Origin of the sequence: Actinomadura citrea, assembly GCF_013409045.1 — a bacterium.
GTDB lineage: Bacteria > Actinomycetota > Actinomycetes > Streptosporangiales > Streptosporangiaceae > Spirillospora > Spirillospora citrea.
This window is the reverse complement of record NZ_JACCBT010000001.1, coordinates 6,967,473-6,992,727: the sequence shown is the minus strand read 5'-3', so window position 1 is coordinate 6,992,727 and position 25,255 is coordinate 6,967,473. Positions and strand designations below refer to the sequence as shown.

The 25,255-nt window shown below is 72.5% G+C and carries 21 protein-coding genes; 7 read left to right on the top strand and 14 right to left on the bottom strand.

Annotated elements, in window-relative coordinates; all coding sequences use genetic code 11:
* Positions 1–50 precede the first annotated feature (50 nt).
* From BJ999_RS32035 to BJ999_RS32015, 5 genes are all read right to left on the bottom strand, one after another.
* Positions 51–1,007 carry an ABC transporter ATP-binding protein gene (locus BJ999_RS32035; protein ID WP_179836720.1) on the bottom strand — a complete coding sequence of 319 codons (957 nt, stop codon included), beginning with the start codon at positions 1,005–1,007 and terminating at the stop codon, positions 51–53.
* Positions 1,004–1,969: an ABC transporter ATP-binding protein gene (locus BJ999_RS32030; RefSeq protein WP_179836719.1), complete on the bottom strand. Its 966-nt coding sequence runs from the start codon at positions 1,967–1,969 to the stop codon at positions 1,004–1,006. The genes BJ999_RS32035 and BJ999_RS32030 overlap by 4 nt, the downstream gene beginning before the upstream one ends.
* 67 nt (positions 1,970–2,036) lie before the next feature.
* Positions 2,037–3,026, bottom strand: coding sequence for an ABC transporter permease (locus BJ999_RS32025; RefSeq protein ID WP_179836718.1), 990 nt, complete (start codon positions 3,024–3,026; stop codon positions 2,037–2,039).
* Positions 3,023–3,970 carry an ABC transporter permease gene (locus tag BJ999_RS32020; protein WP_179836717.1) on the bottom strand — a complete coding sequence of 316 codons (948 nt, stop codon included), beginning with the start codon at positions 3,968–3,970 and terminating at the stop codon, positions 3,023–3,025. The genes BJ999_RS32025 and BJ999_RS32020 overlap by 4 nt, the downstream gene beginning before the upstream one ends.
* Positions 3,970–5,634 carry an ABC transporter substrate-binding protein gene (locus tag BJ999_RS32015; RefSeq protein ID WP_179836716.1) on the bottom strand — a complete coding sequence of 555 codons (1,665 nt, stop codon included), beginning with the start codon at positions 5,632–5,634 and terminating at the stop codon, positions 3,970–3,972. Before BJ999_RS32015 ends, BJ999_RS32020 begins: the two co-directional genes overlap by 1 nt.
* A 99-nt stretch (positions 5,635–5,733) precedes the next feature.
* Here BJ999_RS32015 and BJ999_RS32010 point away from each other — a divergent pair, with 99 nt between their 5' ends.
* A complete protein-coding gene (locus tag BJ999_RS32010) occupies positions 5,734–7,179 on the top strand; it encodes an aminopeptidase P family protein (protein ID WP_179836715.1) in 1,446 nt (481 codons plus the stop codon).
* 73 nt (positions 7,180–7,252) lie between these two features.
* Here the strand turns inward: BJ999_RS32010 and BJ999_RS32005 are convergent, their stop codons facing one another.
* The 3 genes from BJ999_RS32005 to BJ999_RS31995 form a co-directional block, all read right to left on the bottom strand.
* Positions 7,253–8,524, bottom strand: a complete 1,272-nt coding sequence (locus BJ999_RS32005) for a S1 family peptidase (protein ID WP_179836714.1) — start codon at positions 8,522–8,524, stop codon at positions 7,253–7,255.
* 181 nt (positions 8,525–8,705) lie between these two features.
* Complete coding sequence (locus BJ999_RS32000) at positions 8,706–9,374, bottom strand: GntR family transcriptional regulator (protein WP_179836713.1); 669 nt, start codon at positions 9,372–9,374, stop codon at positions 8,706–8,708.
* A 104-nt stretch (positions 9,375–9,478) separates the two neighbouring features.
* Positions 9,479–10,435 (bottom strand): LysR family transcriptional regulator, encoded by a 957-nt coding sequence (locus BJ999_RS31995; RefSeq protein ID WP_179836712.1) that lies wholly within the window; start codon positions 10,433–10,435, stop codon positions 9,479–9,481.
* A 246-nt stretch (positions 10,436–10,681) separates the two neighbouring features.
* On the opposite strand from BJ999_RS31995, the gene BJ999_RS31990 reads away from it, so the two are divergent.
* Positions 10,682–11,497, top strand: coding sequence for an ATP-binding protein (locus BJ999_RS31990; protein WP_179836711.1), 816 nt, complete (start codon positions 10,682–10,684; stop codon positions 11,495–11,497).
* A gap of 13 nt (positions 11,498–11,510) precedes the next feature.
* Here the strand turns inward: BJ999_RS31990 and BJ999_RS31985 are convergent, their stop codons facing one another.
* The 6 genes from BJ999_RS31985 to gcvPA all read right to left on the bottom strand — a co-directional run bounded on the left by BJ999_RS31985 (position 11,511) and on the right by gcvPA (position 17,779).
* Positions 11,511–12,176: a GntR family transcriptional regulator gene (locus BJ999_RS31985; protein WP_179836710.1), complete on the bottom strand. Its 666-nt coding sequence runs from the start codon at positions 12,174–12,176 to the stop codon at positions 11,511–11,513.
* Positions 12,177–12,251: 75 nt separating this feature from the next.
* Positions 12,252–12,896: a GntR family transcriptional regulator gene (locus BJ999_RS31980; protein WP_179836709.1), complete on the bottom strand. Its 645-nt coding sequence runs from the start codon at positions 12,894–12,896 to the stop codon at positions 12,252–12,254.
* Positions 12,897–12,949: 53 nt separating this feature from the next.
* Complete coding sequence (locus tag BJ999_RS31975; RefSeq protein WP_179836708.1) at positions 12,950–13,708, bottom strand: SDR family NAD(P)-dependent oxidoreductase; 759 nt, start codon at positions 13,706–13,708, stop codon at positions 12,950–12,952.
* A 14-nt stretch (positions 13,709–13,722) separates the two neighbouring features.
* Positions 13,723–14,829 (bottom strand): ATP-NAD kinase family protein, encoded by a 1,107-nt coding sequence (locus BJ999_RS31970; RefSeq protein WP_179836707.1) that lies wholly within the window; start codon positions 14,827–14,829, stop codon positions 13,723–13,725.
* Between the two features lie 8 nt (positions 14,830–14,837).
* On the bottom strand, positions 14,838–16,418 hold the full coding sequence (gcvPB, locus tag BJ999_RS31965) for an aminomethyl-transferring glycine dehydrogenase subunit GcvPB (RefSeq protein ID WP_179836706.1): 1,581 nt from the start codon (positions 16,416–16,418) through the stop codon (positions 14,838–14,840).
* On the bottom strand, positions 16,415–17,779 hold the full coding sequence (gene gcvPA, locus BJ999_RS31960; RefSeq protein ID WP_179836705.1) for an aminomethyl-transferring glycine dehydrogenase subunit GcvPA: 1,365 nt from the start codon (positions 17,777–17,779) through the stop codon (positions 16,415–16,417). Before gcvPA ends, gcvPB begins: the two co-directional genes overlap by 4 nt.
* A 98-nt stretch (positions 17,780–17,877) precedes the next feature.
* Between gcvPA and BJ999_RS31955 the strand changes: the two genes are divergently transcribed.
* Genes BJ999_RS31955 through BJ999_RS31935 form a run of 5 tightly spaced genes read left to right on the top strand, consistent with a single transcriptional unit; the run spans position 17,878 to position 25,243 of the window.
* Positions 17,878–19,227 carry an ABC transporter substrate-binding protein gene (locus BJ999_RS31955; RefSeq protein WP_179836704.1) on the top strand — a complete coding sequence of 450 codons (1,350 nt, stop codon included), beginning with the start codon at positions 17,878–17,880 and terminating at the stop codon, positions 19,225–19,227.
* Between the two features lie 16 nt (positions 19,228–19,243).
* Positions 19,244–20,182, top strand: a complete 939-nt coding sequence (locus BJ999_RS42540; protein WP_179836703.1) for a carbohydrate ABC transporter permease — start codon at positions 19,244–19,246, stop codon at positions 20,180–20,182.
* Positions 20,179–21,024 carry a carbohydrate ABC transporter permease gene (locus tag BJ999_RS31945; RefSeq protein ID WP_218935318.1) on the top strand — a complete coding sequence of 282 codons (846 nt, stop codon included), beginning with the start codon at positions 20,179–20,181 and terminating at the stop codon, positions 21,022–21,024. The genes BJ999_RS42540 and BJ999_RS31945 overlap by 4 nt, the downstream gene beginning before the upstream one ends.
* A gap of 50 nt (positions 21,025–21,074) precedes the next feature.
* The gene (locus tag BJ999_RS31940) at positions 21,075–23,087 is read left to right on the top strand and encodes a beta-galactosidase (protein ID WP_229810337.1); all 2,013 of its coding nucleotides are present in this window, start codon (positions 21,075–21,077) and stop codon (positions 23,085–23,087) included.
* A gap of 2 nt (positions 23,088–23,089) precedes the next feature.
* On the top strand, positions 23,090–25,243 hold the full coding sequence (locus BJ999_RS31935) for an MGH1-like glycoside hydrolase domain-containing protein (protein WP_179836701.1): 2,154 nt from the start codon (positions 23,090–23,092) through the stop codon (positions 25,241–25,243).
* Positions 25,244–25,255: the final 12 nt, after the last annotated feature.

The window sequence follows — 25,255 nt, the reverse complement described above, 5'->3', positions numbered from 1 at the left end:
ACCCCCGTAACGCCGCCGGGGCCGGACCGAGAGGTCCGGCCCCGGCTTCGTCACGAGGCGAGCGGCCCGGTCTCCGGGTAGTGGCAGGCGACCTGGCGGCCCGCGGCCATCTTCAGGGACGGCCGCTCGGCGCGGCACCGCTCCTGCGCCTTGAAGCACCGCGGGTGGAAGGGGCAGCCCGGCGGCAGCGCCGACGGGCTCGGCGGGTCGCCGCGGAGCACGATGCGCTCCCGCGCCCGCTCGGCCACCGGGTCGGGCAGCGGGATCGCCGACAGCAGCGCCCTCGTGTAGGGGTGCGCCGGCGCGCCGTACACCACGTCCCGGGCCCCCGTCTCCACGATCCGGCCGAGGTACATCACCGCGATCCGGTCGCACACGTGCCTGACCACCGCCAGGTCGTGGGCGATGAACACGTACGCCAGGCCGAGCCGGCGCTGCAGGCCGGCCAGCAGGTTGACGATCTGGGCCTGGATCGACACGTCCAGCGCCGAGACCGGCTCGTCCGCGATCACCAGCCGGGGCCCGGTGACCAGCGCACGGGCGATCCCGATCCGCTGGGCCTGACCGCCGGAGAACTCGTGCGGGTACCGGTCGAGTTGCTCGGCGCCGAGCCCGACGTACTCCAGCATCTCCTGGACGCGGGGCCGCGGGTCCTGCTCGCCCTGCACCCGCAGCGGCTCGGCCACGATGGAGCCGACCGTGTGGCGCGGGTTCAGCGAGGCGAACGGGTCCTGGAAGATGATCTGCAGGTCCCGGCGGAGCGGTCGCATCGCGCGCTGGGACAGCCGGGTGATGTCCTGGCCGTCGAAGGTGATCCGCCCGGCCGTGGGGTCCAGGAGCCGGACGAGCATCCGCCCCGTCGTGGACTTCCCGCAGCCGGACTCGCCGACCAGGCCGAGCGTCTCCCCGGCCCGCACCTCCAGGTCCAGGCCGTTCACGGCCCGCACGGTGCCGCGCCGCGTCTGGAACGTCCTGGTCAGCCCCTCCAGGCGGAGCAGCGCCGTCATGCCGAGGTCTCCCTGGTCGTGAGCAGGTGGCAGGCCGCCGGGTGGGACGCGCCGAGGAGCTCCGGGCGGGTGGTCTCGCACACCTCGACCCGTTCGGCGCACCGCGGATGGAACGGGCACCCCGCCGGTGGAGACAGCGGAGACGGCGGGGCGCCCGCGATCGGGGTCAGCTCGCCGGGCGGGCCGGTGAGCCGGGGGAGGGAGCCGAGGAGACCGCGCGTGTAGGGATGCAGGGGCACGGCGAACAGCGCGTCGGCCGACGCGCGCTCGACGGCCCGTCCCGCGTACATGACGAGGACGTCGTCGGCGACCCGCGCGACCACCCCCAGATCATGCGTGATCATCAGGACCGCCAGCCCGCGCTCGCGCTGGATCCGCGCGATCAGCTCCAGGATCTGCGCCTGCACGGTCACGTCCAGGGCAGTGGTCGGCTCGTCGGCGATCAGCAGGTCGGGCTCGCAGGCCAGTGCCATGGCGATCATCACGCGCTGGCGCATCCCGCCGGAGAACTGGTGCGGGTGGTCGCCCGCCCGCTCCTCGGGATCGGGGATGCCGACGTCGGCGAGCAGCCGGACGGCCTCCCCGCGCGCCGCACGGCGGGACGCGCCGAAGTGTAGGCGCCGCGCCTCGGCGATCTGCTCGCCCACGCGGTAGTGCGGATGCAGCGACGACAGCGGGTCCTGGAAGATCATCGCGACCCTGCGGCCGCGCAGCGCGCGCACGCGCTCGCGGTCCGCCCCGACGATCTGGGTGCCCGCGAACTCGACCGACCCGCCCACCCGGGCGCCGTCGAGCAGACCCATGATCGCCAGGCTGGTCACGGACTTGCCGGACCCGGACTCCCCGACGATGCCGAGGGTGCGGCCCTCCTCCAGGGAGAACGACAGCCCGTCCACCGCGCGGATCGTCCCCTTCGCGGTGCGGAACTCCACGGCGAGGTCCCGGACGCTCAGCAGGCCCATGGCCGCTCCTCCATCATGCGAGTTCCTCGTGAGGGGGCGCCCCCCCACACCCCCCGGTTCGCTTCGCTCATGCGTATCTCACCTGGGGGTCGATTGCGGCGTAGAGCAGATCCACGACGAGGTTGGCGAACGTGATGAAGAAGGCGGCCAGCAGCGCGACGCCCATCACGACCGGCTGGTCGGACTTGTCGATCGAGTCGATGGTGAGCCGCCCGATGCCGGGCAGCCCGAACACGCTCTCGGTGATCAGGGCACCGCCGAGCAGCGCGCCGAGGTCCATGCCGAAGACGGTGAGGACGGGGGTGAGCCCGGCGCGCAGCCCGTGCTTGGTGACCACCGTCCGCTCGGGCAGGCCCTTGGCGCGGGCCGTCCGGATGTAGGGCTCGGCCATCGTCTCCACCATCGACGCCCGGGACAGCCGCGCGTACATGGCCGCGTACAGCAGCGCGAGCGCGACCCACGGCAGGACGAGGTTCTTCGCCCAGGTGGCGGGGTCCTCCGCGAACGGCACGTAGCTGGAGTAGGGGAGCAGCCCCCCGATCTGGACGACCAGGACGGTCAGCGCCATCGCCGTGAAGTAGATCGGCAGGGACGCGGAGGTGAGCGTGCCCACCATCATCGTCCGGTCGAGCAGCGAGTCCTTGCGCAGCGCGGAGACGACGCCGACGGTCACGCCGCCGACGAGCCACAGGACCGCCGCCCCGATCCCGATCGAGACCGTGGTCGGCAGCCGCTGCATCATCAGGTCCCAGACCGGCATGTTGTTCTGGTAGGAGAACCCGAGGCACGGGACGTGGCACCGGACGGCCTGCGGCCCCGAGCCGTAGCTCCGGCCCGCGAAGATGCCGCCGAGGTAGTCGGTGAACTGCCGCCACAGCGGGCGGTCCAGTCCCATCTGGTGGTGAAGCATGGCGAGCCGCTCCGGCGTGCACGACTTGCCGCACGCCTGCAGCGCGGGGTCGGCGGGGAACACGTAGAAGATCGTGAAGGTCACCGCGCAGATGACCAGCAGCACCCCGGCGACCCCGGCCAGGCGCATCGCGACGTACCGGGTCACCGTCCCGCCCCCTTCGGGTCCAGGGCGTCCCGGAAGGCGTCGCCGAGCAGCGTGAACGCCAGCACGGTCAGCAGCAGGCAGACGCCGGGGACCATGAAGAACGTCGGGTCCACCTGGTACCAGTCGATCGCCTTGGCCATCATCTGCCCCCACGAGGCGTCCGGCGGCCGGACGCCGATGCCGAGGAACGACAGGGCAGCCTCGGTGCCGATGTTGATCGGGATGGTGAGCGTCGCGTAGACCAGGACCGGTGCCAGCAGGTTCGGCATGACCTCGCGGAAGACGATCCGGTGGCGGGGCATGCCGGTGGCGCGCGCGGCCTCCACGAACTCCCGGTGGCGCAGCGAGAGCGTCTGCCCGCGCACGATCCGCCCGATGTAGGGCCAGCCGAAGAAGCCCATGACGAACACCAGCTCCAGCGTCCGGTTCCCCTCGGGCAGCACCGACACCAGCGCGATCATGAAGATGAGCTGCGGGAACGACAGCACCAGGTCCATGACGCGGCTGATCGCCGCGTCGACCCTGCCGCCGGCGAAGCCCGCGGTGAGGCCGAGGGCGGTGCCGGCGGCGGTGGCGACGCAGGTCGCCGCGACGGAGATCAGCAGCGAGATCCGGGCGCCGTAGACCATGCGGCTGAACACGTCCCTGCCGGTGCCGGGCTCGACGCCCAGCCAGAAGTCGCCGTCGATGCCGCCGAACGCCCCCTTGGGCGCGCCGGCCAGCGCCTTGTCGATCTTCTCGGGGTGGAACTCGTCCGGCCCGTGCCCGTTGAGGGCGGTGAGCAGCGGGGCCGCGAGCGCCAGCAGCACGAACAGCGCGATGATCGTCAGGCCGGCGAGGGCGGCCGGGTCGCGGCGCAGCCGCCCGCCGGCCAGTCGCCAGGGCGACCGGCCGGCGGGCGCCGGCACGCCGCCCGCCGCCTCGGTGAGCGGCGGGGCGGCCACTACATCACCCCGATGGTGGCGAAGTCGAACTCGCCTTCCCAGATGGCGTGGCCGAACGTGCCGGTGACCTTGGAGCCGTGCAGCAGCGGCAGCTTGTCGTGGATCAGGGGGACCATCGGCGACAGCCCCATCAGCTCGCGGTCGAGCGCCGTCCACGCGGCCGGGTCGCCGCCCTTCACGGCCGCGCCGATCTTCTCGTTGACCGCCTCGTCGTTCATCTGCGAGACGACCGTGTTGCCCTTGGGCGCGATGTTGCGCCCGTCGAAGACGGGCGGGATGAACGAGGCCGCGGACGGGTAGTCGGCGCACCACCCGTAGAAGACGAGCTCGTCCTCCTTCGCGGTGTCGCCGATGGTGTCGTAGTAGACGCTCTTGGCGACGGCGTTGATCCGGACCTTCACCCCGACGCGGGCGAGCGCCTGCTGCACCGCCTCGGCCTCGGACTTGCCCAGCTCGCTGCTGGTCGTCGTCAGGTTGATCGAGAAACCGGCCCCCTTGCCGGCCGCGGCGAGCATCTGCCTCGCCTTGGCCGGGTCCCCGTTCGGCGGCGCCTGGTAGACGTTCTGCGCCTGCCCGCCGGTCATGGCGGGCGGGAGGTAGGAACCGGCCAGCTCGCCGACGCCGCTGCCGCCGTGCGCGGTGCGGTAGGCCTCCTTGTCGATCGCGTACTGCATCGCCCGCCGCACCTTCGGGTCGTCGAAGGGCGGTTTGGAGGTGTTCATCGCCAGGAACCGGGTGCACAGGCTCGTCGCGCTGACGAACCGCTTCCTGACGTCCGGGCGGGTGAGGATGCGCGGCATGCTCGCCGGCGCGACGGAGTACAGCGTGACGGCGCGCCGGTCCCGGCCCTGGTCGGCGATGAGCCGCTGGTCGATGGTGGCCTGCGCGAGGCCCTCCTCCACCACGATCTTGTCGGGGTTGGCCTGGCGGATGCCGTCGGTGGCCTTGTCCCAGTGGGTGTTCCTGACGAGGATCAGCCGCCGGCCGCGGTCGTACGACTCGACCTTGTAAGGGCCGGAGGAGAAGGGGCGCCTGTCGAAGTTGACGCCGGTGTCCTTCGCCTTCGGCACGGGGGCGAACGTCGGCAGCGTGGTGACCTTCGGCCAGTCCATCGACGGTTCCTTGAGCCGGAACACGACCGTCCCTGCGTCCGGTGTCGCGATGGAGGCGAGACCGCCCTTGTCCTTGTAGGGCCCCTTGTACCCGTCGCCGCCCTCCAGCATCGTCCTGGCGTATCCCGGGCCTTCCGGCAGGTCGGGCGCGAAGGAGCGCTCGACCCCGTACTTGACGTCGGCGCTGGTGACGGGCGTCCCGTCCTCGAACTTCAGCCCCGGCTTGAGGTGGAACGTCCACGTCCTGCCCTTGTCGGGCGTGGTGCCGGTGTCGGTCGCGAGGTCCGGGACGACCCTGGTGCCCTCCTGGCCCTCCTTTGCGGCGTAGGTGGTCAGCGTCCGGTAGAGCAGCCGCGTGCCGAAGTCCATCGCGAACATCACGTAGTTGCGCTGCGGGTCGAGATGGGCGAAGTCCTGCGTGTACAGGACGGTGAGGGTGCCCCCGGTCCTGGCGGCGGTGGCGCCGTCGCCCGAGCCGCAGGCGGAGGCCCCGCCGGCGGCGGCGCCGAGCGAGAGGGCGAGGGCGAGGCAGGTCCTGACCGGACGTTTCATGGCGTCTCCGTGCATCGTCGGGCGGAGTGCCATATAAAATAGTACAGTGCAATTGCACTACAAGCCCCGTTATCGAATCTCCACATCCAGGACTTTCACATGGACGACCCTGCAGCCGGCCGCTTCGCGACGGGCAGCCACGACCTGCCCGTCTCCGAGACCCTCGCCTCCTTCATGACCCGGGACTGGGCCCCGAGCGGGAAACCGCTTCCGGTGCGCCGGTCCGTGGCGCCGTACGCGGAGAAACGCCGCGCGGCCCTGTCGGCCCTCTTTCCCGGCGAACGCCTCGTCCTGCCCGCCGGTCCGCCGAAGGTGCGCAGCAACGACTGCGACTACCGCTACCGAGCGCACACCGCCTACACCCATCTCACCGGGGACACCGGCGCGGACACCGGAACCGGCGCCGTCCTGGTGCTGGAGCCGACCGGCACGGGCCACGACGCCGTCCTCTACCACCGGCCACGGTCCTCGCGCGACGACGCGGGCTTCTTCCGCGACCGCCGGCACGGGGAGTTCTGGGTCGGCCCCCGCGCCACGCCGGCCGAGACCGAGGAGAGACTCGGGCTCGCCTGCGCACCGCTGGGCGACCTGGCCGGTGCGCTCCGCGGCCAGGTCCCGACCCGGGTGATCCGGGGCGTGGACCCGGAGGTCGACCGTGCCGTCCCGGCGCGCGCCCCCGAGGCGGACGCCGAACTGGCCGCCTGCGCCGCCGAGCTCCGCCTGGTCAAGGACGACTGGGAGATCGCCCAGCTCCAGGCCGCCGTCGACCACACGGTGGACGGCTTCACCGCGGTCGCCGCCGGGCTGGCGCGCGTCACCGGGATGCCGCGCGGTGAGCGGTGGGCGGAGGGCACCTTCGAGCGCGTCGCGCGCATCAGGGGCAACGGCGTCGGATACGACACCATCGCCGCGGCGGGGGCGCACGCCTGCGTCCTGCACTGGACGCGCAACGACGGCACGCTGCGCCTCGGCGAGATGCTCCTGCTCGACGCCGGGGTCGAGACCGACACCCTCTACACCGCCGACATCACCCGCACCCTCCCGGTGAGCGGATGGTTCACCCCGCGGCAGCGGCAGGTCTACGACCTCGTCTACCACGCGCAGGAGGCGGGACTGGCGGCCGTCCGGCCGGGCGCCCGCTTCCGCGACTTCCACATGGCCGCGATGCGCGTCATCGCCGAAGGCCTGCAGGACTGGGGCGTGCTGCGCAGCGCGGAGGACGCCCTCGACCCCGAGTCGGGCATCTACCGCCGCTACACCCTCTGCAGCAGCGGGCACATGCTCGGCCTGGACGTCCACGACTGCTCGGCGGCGCGGGCGTCCCAGTACCTGGACGGGGAACTGCGCCCCGGACACGTCCTGACCGTGGAGCCGGGCCTCTACCTGCAGCCGGACGACCTGACGCTGCCCCCGGAACTGCGCGGCATCGGCGTGCGCATCGAGGACGACGTCCTCGTCACCGAGACCGGCTCCCGCCTGCTGTCCTTCGCCCTTCCCCGCCACCCCGAGGAGATCGAGACCTGGATGCAGTCCCTGCACGACTGACGCCGTGAAGGGGCGGCGCCGTCCCCGGGTCACCGGGCACGGCGCCGCCCCTGCGCGCAGGACGGGGGAGTGGTCAGCCCCTGAGCAGGGTCACCCCCAGGCCGGACAGGGCCCGGCCGATGGGTTCGTGGATCATTCCGCACCCCGAGTTCGGGCCGCCGCTCAGGATGCCGTGGGCGTAGTTGCCGTAGAAGACGCCGCTGCCGCTGTCGCCCGGACCGTCACACGCGGTGCTCCAGGTCATGCCGGACAGCGTCCGGTTGGGGTAGGAGACGGTGGCGTCGACCTCGGTGATCGACCCGCAGGTGTAGCCGGTGGTCGAGCCCTGCTTGCAGACGTATCCGCCGACGTAGTCGCTTTCGCTTCCGTAGACGGAGGTCTGGGGGAGGACCCAGCCCCTGGGCCGCCACCAGCCCGGATCGTCGACCGATACCGCGGCGTAGTCGCCGTACCAGCCGAAGGTGTAGTCCACGGCGCCGCCGACGTTCTGGTAGCCGTAGCTGTAGGTCGACACGTCCCAGTAGTAGCCGAGTTCGGCGCAGTGGCCGGCGGTGAGCATGTAGTACCGGCTGCCCGAGTACGTCATGAACGCGCTGGTGCAGCGCGCCCCGCCGGTGAAGATGGCCAGGCCGGACCGCAGTGGCGGGTCGCAGGCGTAGTCGTCGTAGCAGTACCGGGGCACCGACTTGTGGGCGTAGGTCGACACCTGGACGGCGCCGCCGAACGTGCGCCGCGCCCAGCCGATGACGTCGCGCTGGGCCGGGGTGAGCGCGGCGCCCTTGAGGCTGCTCAGCCTCACCGCGTTGCCGGACGTGACGATGCCGGTCTGCAGGCCGCTCTCGGCCCCCTTGTTGGCGTCGGCGACGCGCTTGGCCAGCGACGCGGACACCTGCTGGAGATGACCGAAGCCGTACCGGACCTTCTTCGTCCTGGTGGCGCTCAGCCCGGCGCTCTGCGCCTTCGACCGCACCTTGGCCGACGCGCCGGTGCCCGTGACGCCGACGGTGAGCTCGCCGCCGTGCGCCTGGTCGATCCAGGCGCCGCCGTAAGCGGCGCCGAGGTCCTTGCCGAGCCGGGCGGCCAGGGAGAACTGCGCGGGTTGCCGGTCGGCTCGGCGGCCCGCCTCGGACGCCGAGACGCCGTGGTCCTTGGCGATCTGCTTGACGAGTGTCTCCTTGGCCTCCTGCTGGATCTGGGTCTGGGACCTGGGGTTCGGGGAGGGGGCGGGGGCCGCGCCACGGTCACCGGGAGCGTCGGCACGGGCCGGCGCCGCCAGTGAGGCCGCGGTCAGGGCGGTGGCCACGGCGACTGCCGCGGCGACCCTTCTGCGTTTCGGGCGGACCATGGGGGAGCCTCCTTCGCGGACGGGGGTGCCGCGGCATCCGACCGCGGTGTCCGCAATGCAATGTGAAATTGCACTGTAAAATGTGAAACGGCACTTGCCAAGAGCAGCCGCTTCGGCGAAAGCCCAGCTCCGGAGACTTATGGCCGGATCCGGCCAGGAGATACGCGGGCGGAGGTCGCCCTCAGCGGTGGTCGCCCCGTACGTGGTCGAGGTGGCGCGTCATGAGCTCCCGCGCCTTCTCGGCGTCCCCGGCGACGAGCGCGTCCAGCAGCCCGAGGTGCTCCTCCGCCGACGCCACCAGCGTCTCGGCCGCGGCCGGACGGGCGAGGCCGTGCATCTGCGAGCGGCCGCGCAGGTCCAGGATCGTCCTGACCAGCGTCCGGTTGCCGGTGAGTTCGAGCAGTTCGGAGTGGAAGCGGTGGTCGGCGTCGAGGAAGCCGATCGGGTCGCCTTCCCGCGCCGCCGCGAGCGCCTCCTCGGCGAGGGCGCGCAGGCGCGGGCGGGTCGCCTCGGGAACGGCGCCGGCCAGCCGCACGACGGCGGGGACCTCGACCAGCTCTCTGATCTCGGTGAGTTCGGCGAGGTCGCGGGCCGAGGGGCGCACGACCCGGAAGCCCCGGTTGCGCACGGCCTCGAACAGGCCGTCCCGCACCAGGTCGATCATGGCTTCGCGGACCGGGGTGGGGGAGATCCCGAACTCGTCCGCGAGGGTCGGGGCGGAGTACACGACGCCCGACCGCAGCGAGCCCGTCGCCAGCGCCCTGCGCAGCGCCTCGGCCACCTGGCCGCGCAGACTGCTCTGGCCGCCGAGGTCAGGCAGCCCGACCATGGCATCGGCCACCGGATCCATTGGCCCTCCTCACCCACGATCAGAATACCGCCACGTGGGCGGCCCAGGGGCCCGGCGTCCCGCACCCGGCGGCAAGATCACGGCGCCTGATCACGGGCGCCCGGTCACAGCAGCGGGTGCACCTGGGGATGGGCGTGCCACCAGGCCTCGAAGGTCGGATGGCTGCCGGTGTGCTCCAGGTAGGCGGCCGCCAGCCCCCGGTAGAGGGCCGCGGCCTCCTCCTCGCCCAGGCGGTCACGCCGCCAGGCGACGATGAGCCGGGCGACCTGCGGCTCTCCGGCCAGGGGCCGCACGACCGTGCCGGGATGCGGCGGCCAGGACGGGTCCACCATCCGGACGCCGTGCCCCGCCGCGACGAGCGGGCACGCCGCCCCGCTCGGCGCCTCGTAGCGCACGATGGGCTCGAATCCGGCGGAGCGGCACGAGGCCCGCAGGGAGGACAGCGAGCCGTCGTCGGCGCCCGGCGGGGCGATCCACGCCTCGTCCCGCAGGTCGAACAGGTCGATCTCGTCCCTGCCGGCGAGCGGGTGGTTCTCGGAGAGGGTGACGAAGATCGGGTAGCGCGGCACCAGGGTGCGGCTGACCACGGGCGCCGCCAGGGGGATGTCGAAGCCCTCCATGAGCCCGATCAGCGCGGCGTCGAGATGGCCGCGGGCGAGGGCGTCGCCCAGCAGGGCGGAGGAGGGCTCGATGCGCAGCGAGACCTCGCGGCCGGGAAGGGCCTCGCCCACCCGCGCGACGATGCTCCCGACGCAGGCGAGGTGGACGCATCCGAGGCCGAGGGTCTCCTGCGGGCTCCGCGGTCCGCGCAGGTCGCCGAACAGCGTGTCCATCTCGGACAGGATCGTCCGCGCCCGGCTGATGACCTGGCCGCCGAGCGGCGTCGGCTCCAGGCCGGACCGGCTGCGGGTGAACAGCGCCCCGCCGACGATCTCCTCGACCCGGCGGAGCTGGTTCGACATTGCGGGCTGGGACATCCCCATCCGGGCCGCCGCCCGGGTGACGCTCCCGGTCTCCGCCATCGCGCACACCATGCGAAGGTGACTGATGTCGAGATCCATAGCTGGAAATTATGCATCAGCCGATGACCCGCGACTCGGACCGACCGCAATAATCTCCGTACTCCTCCACAAAGGTAAGCGATCACGGCGCCAGCGGCGCCCTCACCCTCGGTCTCCTGGCCGTGATCGCGCGGATGGAAGAAGGGAGATCCCGTCTCGCCGGCCCCCAGGACGAGGACCTTCTCACCCTTTTCCTCCTTGGGGGCCGGACGCGCCGCCGATAATTCTCGTGGAAAGCGATCGCTCATGCCGGAAAAGTCGCAGACAGCGGAGACAGAGGGTGCGCAACTGGCCGACGGCGCGTTCCCGGCATGGCCCTTACCGCCCGGGCCGACGGCGGCGGCGTTCGCACGCTCCGTCGCCCGGTCGGTGCTCGCCGAACTGGACATGCCCCCGGCCGTCGTGGGCGACGCGCAGACGATCATCTCCGAGCTGGCCACCAACGCCGTCGTGCACGGTGACCGGGACCGGGCCGAGGTGTGGGCGTATCTCAGCCGCCACCCCTTTCCCCAGCTCACCCTCAAGGTGTTCGACGCCGCCCCCTGGCGGGGGACCGGCGCCGCCGGCCCCGCGGGCGCCACCGCGCTGATCACCGGGGAGCCCGCCTCCGACGCCTGCGGCGGCCGCGGGCTGATGCTCGTGAACGCGCTGACCGAGGAGGCCGGCGGATGCTGGGGCGTCCACCCCACCCGCTGCAGGCTCGGCCCGGGCCCGGTGTCCGGCAAGGCCGTCTACTTCACGGTCCCGCTGCCGGAGGCGTCCGCGGCCGTCCTGTCCCCGCCGGCGCCGGGCCCGGTGCCCGAACGGCTGTGCGAGCTCGCGGGCGTGCGCGGGCTGCGGGCCCGCGTCTCGCTCGGCGCGGAGGCGACGGTGGTGCACTTCGGGGCCGGGCTGTGGATCTGGGTGAAGGACGGGTCCCTGCTGTACGAGCTGCCGGGACGCGGCGTCGTCCGGCACCCGCCGTCGGACGCGGTCGAGGTCGTCGAGCAGATGGTCCGGCTGAGCGAGGAGGGCGCGGCCGGCGGCCCCGCCCCTCGCGCGCCGTCATGGGACCTGTGCTGAGCGGCGCCCCGCCTTACCGGCCTTCGGGCCGGTCCGCCCAGATCCCCCGGACGTGCCGGAGGTGGTGGCGCATCAGCGCTTCGGTGCCCGGCGCGTCGCCGTTCGCCACCGCCTCGATCAGGTCCTCGTGCTCGCGTGCGGACGGTTCGAGCTCGCCCCGCTCCGCCAGCCGCGGCACCCCGTAGAGGCGGGACTTGTAGCGCAGCTCGCTCACCAGCCGGACGAGCTGGGCGTTGCCGGCCAGCCCGAGCAGGGCGAGGTGGAAGCGGTGGTCGGCGTCGATGTAGGCGACGACGTCCCGCTGCTCGGCCGCCGTCACGATCGCCTCGGCCAGCGGCCGCAGCGCGCGGACCTCCGCGGCCCGGCCGGCGCCCGCGAGCCGCACGGCGGCGGGGATCTCGATCAGGGACCGGACGTCGGTGATCTCGTCCAGCTCGTGGTCGGACAGCTCGGTGACCCGGAAGCCCTTGTTGCGGACGACCTCGACCAGCCCCTCCCGGGCCAGGTCGATCATGGCCTCCCGGACGGGGGTCGGGGACACGCCGAACCGCTCGGCGATGGCCGGGGCGGAGTACACGACGCCCGACCGCATCTCACCGCTGACGATCGACGCGCGCAGCGCGTGGGCGATCTGGACCCGCACGCTCTTCCTCGGGCCGAGCGAGGGCAGGTTCAGCATCTGGGTCGCAACCCCCGGGCCTCGGTGTCGGGTGGGCAGCGAACACGCCGCCGGTGAAATATGATATTGCATGCGTCATCGCTCGGTGAGGCGCGCGAGGATCCTGTCCTTGCCGCTCTGCCAGTTGGCCTTCAGGGCCTCGACGGCTCCCTCGACGTCGGAGTCGACCAGGCGTTCGGCGATCCGCTCGTGCTCCTCGGCCGAGCGCTCCAGCACCTCCCAGTCGCCGACCACGACGCGCTCGTAGCGGTGCATGGTGAGCTTCAGCGAGGTGATGAGGTCCATCAGCCGCTCGTTGGGGCAGCCGGAGAGCAGGAGATCGTGCCAGGCGTCGTCGTAGCGCTCTATCACGGCGTGCTCGGCCTCGGGGGCGGAGAACGCGCGGGCCTCCTCCAGGAGGCGGGGGGCGACCGCGTGCAGGAAGGCGGGGTCGGTCAGCTCCAGCGCCATCGACTCCAGGGCGGCGACGATCGTGGTGAGGTCGTCGAACTCCTTGGCGCTCATCGGGGCGAACCGGAATCCCTTGCCGCGCTCGCTGACGATGATGCCCTCGCGCTCCAGCCCGATGAGCGCCTCGCGGAGCGGGGTGCGGCTGACGCCGAGGTCCGTGGCCAGCACCATCTCGTTGATCGCCTGTTCCGGGGCGAACTCGCCCTTGCCCAGCCGGTCGAGGATCTCGTCCTTGATCTGTTCGCGAAGGGGGCGGCGGTCGATCGGCATCCTGTCGTCTTCCTCTCCTGGGGTGACCGGACGGTCAGGCCGTTACCGGACGGTCAGGCCGTTCCGGCGCCGTCGACCGGGATGACGGCCCCGCTGACGAACGCGGCCGCGTCGCCGGCGAGGAACGCCACCATCGCGGCGATGTCGGCGGGCCGGCCGATCCGGCCGAGGGGGCGGTCCGCCGCGTCGGCGTAGAACGTCTCCGCCGGGGCGCCGAGCTGGCGGGCCTCCTCGGCGAGCATGCCGGTGTCGGTGTCGCCGGGGCACACGCAGTTGACCCGGATGTTCTGCGGCCCGTGGTCGATCGCCATGGCCCGGGTCATGTTCACCACGGCGCCCTTGGAAGCGCAGTAGGACACGGCTTGCGCTCCCCCTTGGATGCCCCAGCCCGAGCCGGTGTTGATGATACTGCCGCCTCCGGCGGCGGCCATCAACGGTATCGCCGCCCGGCTCATCAACATGATCGATTTGACGTTGACGGCCATCACCAGGTCCCAGTCGTCCTCGCCGATCTCCAGGACGGTGGAGCGGCGGATGATGCCCGCGTTGTTGAACAGGACGTCCAGCCCGCCGTAGGCGTCCCGCGCGGCGGCGACGATCCGCGCGCAGTCGGCCGCGGAGGAGACGTCCCCGCGCACGAAGGCGGCCCGGCCGCCCGCGGCCTCGACGGCCTCCGCGGCCCGCGCCCCCGCCTCGTCGACGTCGGCCAGGACGACCGCGGCGCCGAGCCCCGCCATCAGCTCCGCGGCGGCCCGCCCGATGCCGCCCGCCGCCCCGGTGACCACGGCGGTCTTGCCTTCGAGTGAGTTCACGTTCGCTCTGCCTTTCATCGGACGGGATACATGGCGAACCGGCCGTGCCCGGTCAGCACGGGCAGATGGCCGCGCAGGCCGGCGTCGAGGTCCTCGTCGCCGGTGTCGACCAGCAGGGGACGGCCGCCGAGCGAGGCGAGCTTGGCCTCGGTCGCCACCACGGCGAGCCGGTCGCGGCCGGCGGCGCGCAGCACGGCGGGGGAGATCTGCTGGTTGCCCCTGCCGAACAGGAAACCCTGCCCGCCGATCGGAGTCACGGCTATCCACGCCGGCGCCGTGTCCACCAGCGCCTCCAGTTCGGCGGCGGCGACGTCCGCCGCGACGACCGCCCCGCCGGCCGCCACCACGTTGACGCCCATGAGGGGGACGTGGGCGCCGAGGGCGGCCGCGACGGCGCGCATCGTGGTGCCGGGCCCGAGCACCAGCAGATCGGACGGCCGGGTGCGCTCGGCGAGGCCGGCGGCGATGCCGGCGACCGACGACGGATCGGCCACCGTGCCGCCCACCTTGCGCTGCTGGACGCGCACCGGGACGTCGGGCACCCGCACGTGGCCGTACAGGCGGGCGGAGACGCGGCCGTCCCGGACGGCGTCCTCGTCCAGGTCCATCACCTCGGCGTCCCGGATCCGCACGCCGCCGGCGGCCATCAGGGCGGCCGCCTCCCCGGCGGCGCGGGGCGTGGCCCCGAACACCGCCGAGTGCATCTTCACCCCGGTGGGCACGCCGAGCACGGGAACCGAGGACCCGACCGCGTCCAGCACGTTGCGCGCCGTCCCGTCGCCGCCGGCGAACAGCAGCAGGTCGACCTGCGGCGCGAGCGCGGTCGCCGCGCGCACGGTGTCGGCCGCCGTGGTGGGCTCGCCGGGCTGGTACCGGACATCGGGGATCAGCCCGGCGCCGAGGACGGCGTGCTCGCCCATGGGGCCGCCCGCGGTCGGCACCGCGAACGGGCCGCCGAGCCGGGAGCGCAGTTCCGCCAGCGCGAGCACGGCGCGCTCCGACGCGTGCGGCGTCGCGCCGAGCGCACGGGCCTTCTCCTGCACGTCGGCGCCGTCGCTGCCCTTGAGGCCGACGCGGCCGCCGAGTCCGGCGACGGGGTTCACCACCAGCCCGATCCTCATCGGCGGCCTCATTCCCCGAGGATCTTCCGGCGGTACGCGCGCCAGGTGACCGCCCAGGTCGCCGGGTCGTCCAGGACGTCCTCTCGGGCGCGGTGCACGGTGGAGCGGTGCGGCGCGGTCCGGACGGTCTCGGGGTCCTCGTAGGCCTCGCGGGCCACCTCGGCGAGGATGGCGGCGTACTCGTCCAACTCGGCCCGGGAGTAGGACTCGGTCGGCTCCAGCGTCATCGGCTCGGGGACGATGTACGGGTGGTGGCTCGTCCAGTAGTGGGTGCCGAAGTCGGCCGCGCGGACGCCGATGTCCTCGCTGTGCACGCCGGTCTCCTCGGCGAGCCGCTCCCAGCTGTAGCGGACCTGCTCGACCCGCGGCCGTCCCGGCGCGTACGGCACCGACGCCCCGCGGATCTGGAGCACCTTCGCCATCAGGTAGTTGTTGTTGAGGACGGCCACCTCCGCGGCCTCGCGCAGCCCCGCGCCGCCCATCGACATGATCCAGGCGTAGGCGCGCACCAGGTTCGGCACGACGCCGTAGAACGGCCGGATCTTCCCGACCGACTCGGGACGGTCGTCGTCCAGGCGGTAGCGGGTGCCGTCGAACTCGACGGTCGGCGTCGGCAGGTAGGGGGCGAGTTCCGCGCTCACGCCGCAGGCCCCCGCGGCGGGCCCGCCGCAGGCGTGCGGCGTGGAGAACGTCTTGTGCAGGTTGAAGTGGCACAGGTCGAACCCGGTGTCGCGGGCGCGGGTGATGCCGAGGATGCCGTTGGCGTTGGCCTGGTCGTAGGCGCACAGCCCGCCGGCCTCGTGCACGATCCGGACGAACTCCTCGATCCGCGGGTTGAACAGCCCGGTGTCCTCGGGGTTGGTGATGAGCAGGGCCGCGGTGCGGGGGCCGACCGCCCGCCTGAGCGCCTCGATGTCGGGGTAGCCGTCGGCGTCCGGGTACAGGGTGATGACCTTGAACCCGGCCGTTCTGGCGCACGCCGCGTTGGAGGGGTGCGAGAAGATCGTGGTGATGACCTCGTCGCGGGTCTCGGCCTCCCCGCGCGCCGCGAAGTAGGCGCGGATCATCGCGACGTTGGTGTAGATCGCGGCGGAGCCGGCGCCCGGCTGGAGCGAGAACCGGTCCATGCCGGAGATCTCCCGCAGCAGCCCCTCCAGCCGGTACATGATCTCCAGTACGCCCTGCACCGTCCGCTCGTCCTGCAGCGGGTGCAGCGCGGCCACCTTCGGGTCGCGGACGAACCGGTCGTTCACCTTGGGGCTGTACTTCATGGTGCAGGTGCCCTGGCCGACGTCGACGTTGAAGTCGGCGCCGAGGTTCTCCTGGGACAGCCGCAGGTAGTGCCGCAGCACCTGGGGCTGCGACAGCTCCGGCAGTGCGGGGGGCGAGGTGCGGCGCAGCCCGTCCGGGAGGACGACGTCCGCGGGCACCTGCGGGAGGGGCGGCAGTACGCCGCGCTCGCCCGGGGAGCCCAGCTCGAACAGCAGCGGCTCGTCCCACCGGGCCTGGTGGAACCGGCGCAGCGGGGGTTTCGGGCCGATCCTGGCGTCGGCGGGGGTGAGGGGGGAGGGGGTGGGGCCCGTCTTCACTTGGCGATCTCCTGGAGGGTCTCGGCCAGCCGGTCGATGTCGTCCTTGGTGTGGATCTCGGTGACGCAGTACAGGGCGTCGGTCTCCGACAGGACCCTGCCGCCGAAGATCCCGTGTTCCAGCAGCGCCTCGCCGATCTCGGCGGAGGTCTGCGGGCCGGTGAAGCGGAGCGTGAAGTCGGCGAAGTGGGGGGCGTCCGCGTAGGGGGTCTCCACGCCCGGGACCCCGGCCAGCCGGTCCAGCGCGTAGCGGGTGTTCGCCAGGATCGTCTCCGCGACCTCGCGCATGCCCTGCGGCCCCATCAGCGCCAGGTAGACCCCGGCGGCGATGCCGTTCAGGGCGGCGGCCGTGCCCACCCACTCCTTGCCCTGCTCGCGGACGGCGAAGGAGGTGCGCTCGTAGGCCACGTCGCCGAAGCCGTACTCGCCCTCGACACTGGTGGGAGCCAGGCCGAACAGCCGGGAGGGGAACTCGCCCACGTAGAGTTCCTCGTCCCGCGTGGCGATGAAGCCGCCGTTCATCCCGCCGTAGCTCATGGGCAGCCCGAGCGGCTGGACGTCGCCGCAGACGATGTCGGCGCCGTACCCCGCCGGCGGGGTCACCGCTCCCAGCGAGATCGGGTTGCAGCCCACGACGTACAGGCCCCCCGCCTCGTGCGCCATCTCGGCCAGCGACGGGAGCGCGGGATCCAGGATCCCCGACGCCGAGGGCGCCTCGGCGAACACCGCCGCGACGTCCCCGGCCGCCAGCTCCGCCCGCACCGCGGCCGGGTCGGCCAGCCCGGTGGCGGGATCCACCGGCACGACGACCACGTCGTGGTCGGGACGGACATAGTCCTTGATCTTGGACAGCTTGTCCGGGGCGACGGCCGTCACCAGCAGCAGCCTGCGGCGGCCGGTGATCCGTCCCGCCATGCGCAGCGCGGTGGCGGCGGCCTGGTGGCCGTCGTACACCGGCACGCTCACGACGTCCATCTCCAACAGCTCGCCCATCAGCGACTGGTACTCCCACAGCGCCTGGAAACGGCCGTGGTCCTCATACGGCTCGCCCGCGTACGCGGTGAGGAACTCGCTCCGGTTGACCACCTCCTCCACCACCGCGGGCACATGGTGGTGGTAGCACCCGGCGCCGAGGAAGCTCAGCGCCTCCTCCGCGCTGGTGTTGCGCCGCAGCAGCCCACCGACGTGCCGGACCAGCTCGGCCTCGGAGCGCAGCGGAGGCGGCAGGTCCAACGGGCGGTCCAGCCGGATCCGGCCGGGCACGTCCGCGTAGAAGTCCTCGACGCTCCGCGCGCCGATCGCCGCCAGCATCTCCCGCTTCACCTCGGGCACCGAGTTCGGGATGTAGGGGTGCGCGTTCATCTCCCTCTCCTTCACATTCCTTGCCTCACCCTCTTGACGAGAACACAGGATGCAGTGTGCTGTATACAGCATTATCCCGAATCCCTTGGGGAGGCAAGATGGCGACCAACCCCGAACGGGCGGCCATCGGGCGCCGGACCGTCCTGACCGCCGGAGTCGCCGGAGCCGTCTCGGCGCTGCTCGGAGCGAGCGGATGCGCCACCGGAGGCGGCGCGCGGAAGGCGGGGCCCGCGCTGAGCGCGGGCACGCAGGCCAAGATCGAAGGAAGGATCGGCGTCTGGTCGTGGGACGTCGCGGCGAAGGCGCTCAAGCGGCTCGCCCCGGCCTTCGAGCAGCGCCATCCCGGGACGAGCGTCGACGTCGTCGACATCGGCTACGACAACGCCTACGACAAGATCACCGTAGGAATGAAGGCGGGGAAGGGGCTGCCCGACGTCCTCACGATCGAGGGCAGCAGGCTGCCCGGCTACGTCGGCGCCTTCCCCGGCAGGCTGTACGACCTGACCCCGCTCGCCGGGGCCCGCCAGGCCGAGTTCGCCCGCGCGGCCTGGAAGGACGTCACCGACGAGCACGGCAAGGTCTTCGCCCTGCCCTGGGACGGCGGGCCCTGCGCCCTCTACTACCGCACCGACCTGTTCGAGAAGGCCGGCGTCGACCCGGCGGGCATCGCGACCTGGGACGACTACGTCCGCGCGGGCGAGCGGATCAAGGCGGAGACCGGCAGGAAGCTCCTCGTCATGGACCCGCAGGAGGACAGCATGTTCCCGATGCTGCTCCAGCAGCAGGGGCAGGGCTACATCCGCGGCGGGAGGATCGCCGTCTCCGACCGGCAGGCCGTCCGAGCCGCGACGCTGCTCAAGACGCTCGCCGACAAGGACCTCGTCGCCTTCGAGAAGGGCTGGGACGGCCTGGTCTCGGCGACCAAGGCGGGCAAGGTCGCCACAACCCCCTACGCGGTGTGGTGGTCGGGCACCCTCACCGACGAGATGCCCGAGCTCAAGGACAGGTTCGGCGTCGTGCCGCTGCCGGCGTTCGACCAGGGCGGGGTGCGGACGTCCAACGACGGCGGGTCGACGCTCGCCGTCAGCGGCCACAGCGCGAACGCGCGGGCGGCGTGGGCGTTCATCGAGTTCGCCCTCGCGAACACCGCCAACCAGGTGTCCATGCTGAAGAACGAGGGCCTGTTCCCCGCCTACCTGCCCGCGCTGAAGGACCCGTTCGTGACCGCGCCGCAGCCCTACTACGGCGGCCGGCCCGTCTTCGCGACGTTCGCCGACCTCGCGAACAAGGTGCCCCCGATCGAGATCTCCAAGGACGGACCCAAGGCGAGGGACGTCGTCAACCGGACCGTCTCCGGCATCGTGCTGCACGGGGACGACCCGGCGAAGGCCCTGACCTCGGCGGCCAAGCAGATCGCCGCCGCGACCGGCCGGTCGATCGCCGAGTGACGCGGTGGTCGTCGACGTGACGAAACGGAGGGCCGGAGAGAGCGGCCCCGCCCGGACGGCCCGGCCGGACGCGCCGCCCCGGCGGCGGGAGCGCTGGCGCCGCCGGTGCACCCCGTGGACCTTCGCGGGCCCGGCGGCGGCGCTGCTGGCGCTGTTCTTCGCCTATCCGCTGCTGGCCGGCCTCTACCAGAGCTTCACCGCCGACCGCGACGGCGTGACGACCTGGGTCGGGCTGGCCCAGTACCGCCGGATGGCGGCGGACCCCGTCTTCTGGGCCGCGCTGCGCAACACCGGACTGATCCTCCTCGTCCAGGTCCCGGTCATGATCGGGCTGGCGCTGCTGCTGGCGTTCGGGCTGAACCAGTCCTGGCTGCGCCTGCGCTCGGGCTTCCGCATCGCCTACTTCCTGCCCGCCGTCACGATGCTGGTCGCCTACTCGGTGGTGTTCCGCGTCCTGCTCAAGACCGACGGCGGCCTGGTCAACCAGATGCTCGGCGCCGTTGGCCTGCCCGCGGTCGACTGGCTGAACGGGCCCGGCTGGGCGCGGCTGGCGCTGATCGGCTCGATCACCTGGCGGTGGACGGGCTACAACGCGGTCATCCTGCTGGCCGGCCTCCAGTCGATCGGCCGGGAGCAGTACGAGGCGGCGGCCATCGACGGCGCCGGGCCCGTCACCACGTTCGTCCGGGTGGTCATGCCCCAGCTGCGCCCCGTCATCCTGTTCTGCTCGGTGACCTCGACGATCGGAACGCTCCAGCTCTTCGACGAGAACTACGTCCTGACCGGCGGCGGGCCGGGCAACGCCACGACGACGCCCGTCCTCTACCTCTACAAGGTGGGCTTCGAGCAGCTCGACTTCGGCTACGCGGCCGCCCTCTCCTGGGTCGTCGTCGTGGTCATCGGCCTGATCTCCTACGCCCAGTTCCGCTTCTTCGGGAAGGAGAAGTCCCGGTGAGGCCGGCCGCCGAAGGAAGAGCCCGTCCCCGCGCGGGCCGCGCGCTCGCCCTGCTGCTGCTCCTGGTGGGCGCGATGATCAGCGCGGCGCCGTTCTACTGGATGGTGGTCGCCTCCACCCGCGACGACGCCGAGCTGTTCGCCTCGCCGCCGCCGTTCCTGCCGGGCGGACGGTTCCTGCACAACCTGGTGGAACTGGAGCACACGATCGGCTTCGGCCGGGTCATGCTCAACAGCGCGGGCGTCGCCGTCGTCTACACCGTGCTCAGCTCGCTGATCTCCGCCATGTGCGGGTACGCGCTGGCCAAGTACCGGTTCCGGGGACGGCGGCTACTGCTCGGCGCCGTGCTGGCGACCATGATGATCCCCTTCCAGGTGCTGCTCGTCCCGCTGTTCCAGATGATGGCGAGCCTCGGATGGGTCGACACCTACCAGGCGGTCATCCTGCCGTTCCTGGCCAACTCGTTCGGCATCTTCCTCATGCGCCAGGCGTTCCTCGGCTTCCCGGACGAGCTGATCGAGTCGGCCCGCATCGACGGCGCCGGCGACCTGCGCATCTTCTACCGGGTCGTCCTCCCGGTGGTCCGGCCCCAGTTCGGCGCGCTGGTCATCTTCACCTTCATGACGCAGTGGAACGCCTTCCTGTGGCCGCTGCTGATGCTGAACACCGAGGACAAGTACACCGCGCCGGTCGCGCTGTACACGCTCATCGGGCAGAGCCACGTCGACTACTCCGGGCTGATCCTCGGCTCCTTCCTGGCGACGCTCCCCCTGATGTTGATCTTCTTCCTGTTCCAGAAGCAGTTCGTGTCCGGTTTGCTCGGAGGGGCGGTCAAGGGATGAGCGAAGTGAACCGGGGGGCGCGGGGGGTCGTCCCCCCGCAAGGAACAGGGGTGAAAGCGGCTATTCGGGTGCCGGGGCTGCTCTATGGCGGGGACTACAACCCCGAGCAGTGGTCAGAGGACGTCTGGGCGGAGGACGTCCGGCTGATGAACGAGGCCGGGGTCAACCTGGTGACGGTGGGCGTGTTCTCCTGGGCGCGGCTGCAACCGGGCCCGGACGCCTGGGACTTCGGGTGGCTCGACCGGCTGCTGGACCTGCTCGCCGCGCACGGCGTGGCCGCCGACCTGGCCACCGCCACCGCGTCGCCGCCCGCGTGGCTGGTGCGCCGCCACCCGGAGATGCTGCCCGTCACGGCGGACGGCGTCCGGCTGGAGTTCGGTTCCCGCCAGCACTACTGCCCGTCCTCGCCCGTCTACCGGGAGTCGGGGACGCGCCTGGCGCGGATGATCGCCCAGCGCTACCGGGCCCATCCGGCGGTCGTGCTGTGGCACGTCCACAACGAGTACGGCGACCATGTGACCGAGTGCTTCTGCGCCACGTCGGCGGCCGACTTCCGGTCCTGGCTGCGGAGGAGGTACGGCGGCGTCGCGGAGCTGAACCACGCCTGGGCGACCGACTTCTGGTCGCAGCGGTACGGCCGGTGGGAGGAGATCGAGCCGCCGCGCGCCGCGCCCGGACCGGTGAACCCGACCCAGCTGCTCGACTGGCGCCGGTTCTGCTCCGACGCCCTGCTCGGCTGCTACCTGGCGGAGAAGGCCGTCCTGGACGAGGACGGCGGGGGCCTCCCGGTGACGACGAACTTCATGTCGATGTTCAAGCCCCTGGACTACTGGAAGTGGGCGGCGCACGAGGACGTCGTGTCCGACGACGCCTACCCCGACCCGGCCGACCCGGTGGCGCACGTGAACGCCGCGATGAACTTCGACCTGATGCGCTCGCTGAAGGCGGGCCGTCCCTGGCTGCTCATGGAGCAGGCGCCGTCGGCGGTGAGCTGGCGTCCGGTCAACGTGCCGAAGCCGCCCGCGCTGGCACGGCTGTGGTCCTTCCAGGCGGTGGCGCGCGGCGCGGACGGCGTGCTGCACTTCCAGTGGCGGGCGTCGCGGGCCGGGGCCGAGAAGTTCCACAGCGCGCTCCTCCCGCATCGCGGCACCGGATCTCCGCAGTGGGACCGGACCGTGCGCCTCGGGCGCGACCTCGCCCGCCTCGCCGAGGTCGCCGGGACCCGCACCACGGCCGACGTCGCGATCGTCCTGGACTGGGACTCCTGGTGGGCGCTGGAACTGGACGACCACCCCTCGTCCCGGCTCCGGCTCAGAGACCTCACGCTGTCCTGGTACGGCGCGGCGCACGCCCGCGGCGTGACCGTCGACTTCGTCCCCCTCGGCGCGGACCTGGCGCCGTACCGGCTCGTGCTGCTGCCCAACCTCTACATGGTGAGCGACGCGACGTCCGCCTGGCTCGGCTCGTACGTCGCGGACGGCGGCCGGTTGGTCTGCGGCTTCTTCAGCGGCATCGTCGACGAGCACGACCACGTGCATCTGGGCGGTTATCCGGCGCCGCTCCGGGACGTGCTCGGAGTCGTCGTCGACGAGTTCTGGCCCGTCCCGGACGAGGCGTCCGTCGAGGTCGCGTTCGGCGACCGCACCGTCCCGGCGACGCTGTGGAGCGAGTGGCTGGAGACCACCGGGGCGGAGACCGTGGCCGCCTACGCCTCCGGGGCGCTCGCCGGACGCCCGGCGGTCACCCGCAACGCGCACGGCGCCGGCCGGGCCTGGTACGCGAGCTGCCACCTGGGCGAGCGCATCGGGCTCGTGCTGGACGAGGCGTTCGCCGACGCGGGCGTCCGCCCGGTGCACGCCGTCCCGGACGGGGTCGAGGCCGTCCGCCGCGACGGGCCCGCCGCGTCGTACCTCTTCCTGCTCAACCATCGCGACGCCGAGACGGACGTGCCCGTCCCGGACGGCGTCGACCTTCTGTCCGGTACCGCCGTGCGGGACACGCTCCGGCTGCCCCCGCTCGGGGCGGCGGTGCTCAGGACGGCCCACCCCCACCCCGAGAGGTGATCATGCGACGATCGCTCAACGCCCTGGCCGGGCTCACGCTCGGCTCCGCCCTCATCGTCACCGCCGTGCCGGCGTCGTCCGCCGCAGAGCGCAAGGCCGGGCCGGAAGGCTACGCCGACGTGCTCGACCTGCACGGCGTCCCGGCCGACGCCCTGCCCGCGGAGGTCAACGAGGTCAACGTCTTCAGCGACCGCGGCGCCTGGCACGCCTATGCCCTGCCGCGGGCGGGCGACAAGGACGCGTACGGCGGGTTCTCCGGACCGCTGTACATCGCCCAGGAGTACCCGTGGTGGCTGAGCAAGGCGTTCAGCCGCATCCGGCTGCGCGCGGACGGCCGGGACCTCGACCTCGGCGCCGCCGGCGCGCCCCGGCTCACCGCGCTGCCCGGGATGGTGCGCCAGGTCTACGAGCTGCCGGGGCTGCGGCTCACCCTCGAACTGCGCTTCGCCTCCGGGCACAGCGCGCTCGTCCGCGCTTCGGTCGCCAACACCGGGAAGGGCTCCCGGACGGTCGAGGTCGGCTGGAGCGGGTCGCTCCTGCGCCCGGACGACGAGCCCATGAAGAGCGCACCGTCCCTGCACGCCACGGCACGCGGCGTCGCGGTCGGTTTCGCCCGCGTCCGCGAGCAGTGGGACTACCTCACCGACGGCACCGAACGGTTCGAGGTGACCCACGCCGAGCCCGTCCGCACCACCGTCACCGGCGACTCCTACCGCACCGACCTGGCGCGTCCGCTCACCCTCGCGCCGCGCCGCTCGTCCGAGCTGACGTGGGCCGAGACCTACACCTTCACCGCCGCCGAACGCGAGCGGGAGGCCCCGGCGGTGCGCGACCTGCTGCTCCGCCCCGGCAAGGCGATCGGCGACACCGACGCCCGCTGGCGCCGGTACGTGGCGGCCGTCACCGCCGACGTGCCCGCCGAACGGAGGCGGCTCGCGGTCAAGGCGCTCGAAACCCTCGTCACGAACTGGCGCGGCCCGGCCGGAAGACTCGACCACGGGGGCATCACGCCGTCCATCTCCTACAAGTGGTTCACCGGCGGCTTCTGGGCCTGGGACACGTGGAAGCAGGCGGTCGGCGTGGCCGGCTTCGACCCGGCCCTGGCCGAGTCGCAGATCAGGTCGATGTTCGACCACCAGATCACCGCGGGTTCGCGGGCCCGGCCGCAGGACGCCGGCATGATCCCCGACTGCCTCTTCTACAACGACCCCGCCCGCGGCGGCGGCAACTGGAACGAGCGCAACACCAAGCCGCCGCTGGCCGCCTGGGCGGTCTGGGAGACCTACCGGCGAAGCGGTGACGCCCGGTTCCTGCGCGAGATGTATCCGAAGCTGCTGGCCTACCACGACTGGTGGTACCGCAACCGGGACCACGACCACGACGGCCTCGCCGAGTACGGCGCGACCGTCGACCCGGCCAACGACACGCCGGAGGCGCGGCGGCAGGCCGCCGCGTGGGAGAGCGGCATGGACAACGCCCCGCGCTTCGACGCCGCGCTCGGCACCACCGCCGTCGAGAACCGGGACGCGGCCGGAAGGGTCGTGGGCTACTCGCTGAACCAGGAGTCCGTCGACCTCAACTCCTACCTCGCCGCCGAGAAGGGCTACCTCGCGCTGATCGCGCGGCGGCTCGGCGACGGGGCGACGTCCCGCCGCCTGACCGCGCAGGCGCGGACGCTGACCGCCGCGATCCGCGAGTCGATGTACGACCCGGCGACCGGCTACTTCTACGACACCGACCTCGCGTCGGGGCGGCGCCTCACGGAACGGGGCCGCGGCATCGAGGGCGCGATCCCGCTGTGGGCGGGCGTCGCGACCGGACCCCAGGCCGCCGCCGTCCGCGGCAGGCTGACCGACCCGGAGGAGTTCGCCACCCCGATGCCGTTCGCGACGGTGTCGAAGAGCTCGCCGTACTTCGCCCCGGACAAGTACTGGCGCGGCCCGGTCTGGCTCGACCAGGCGTACTTCTCCCTGGAGGGCCTGCGGAGGTACGGCTACCGCGCCGACGCGTCCGCTCTCGCCGACCGCCTGCGCGGCTCGGCGTCCGGCCTGCTCGGAGACGCGCCGATCATGGAGAACTACCACCCCCTGACGGGAGCCCCGCTGAACTCCACCAACTTCAGCTGGTCCGCCGCACTGCTGCTGGCCTTGGACTGACGTCCCGGGCGG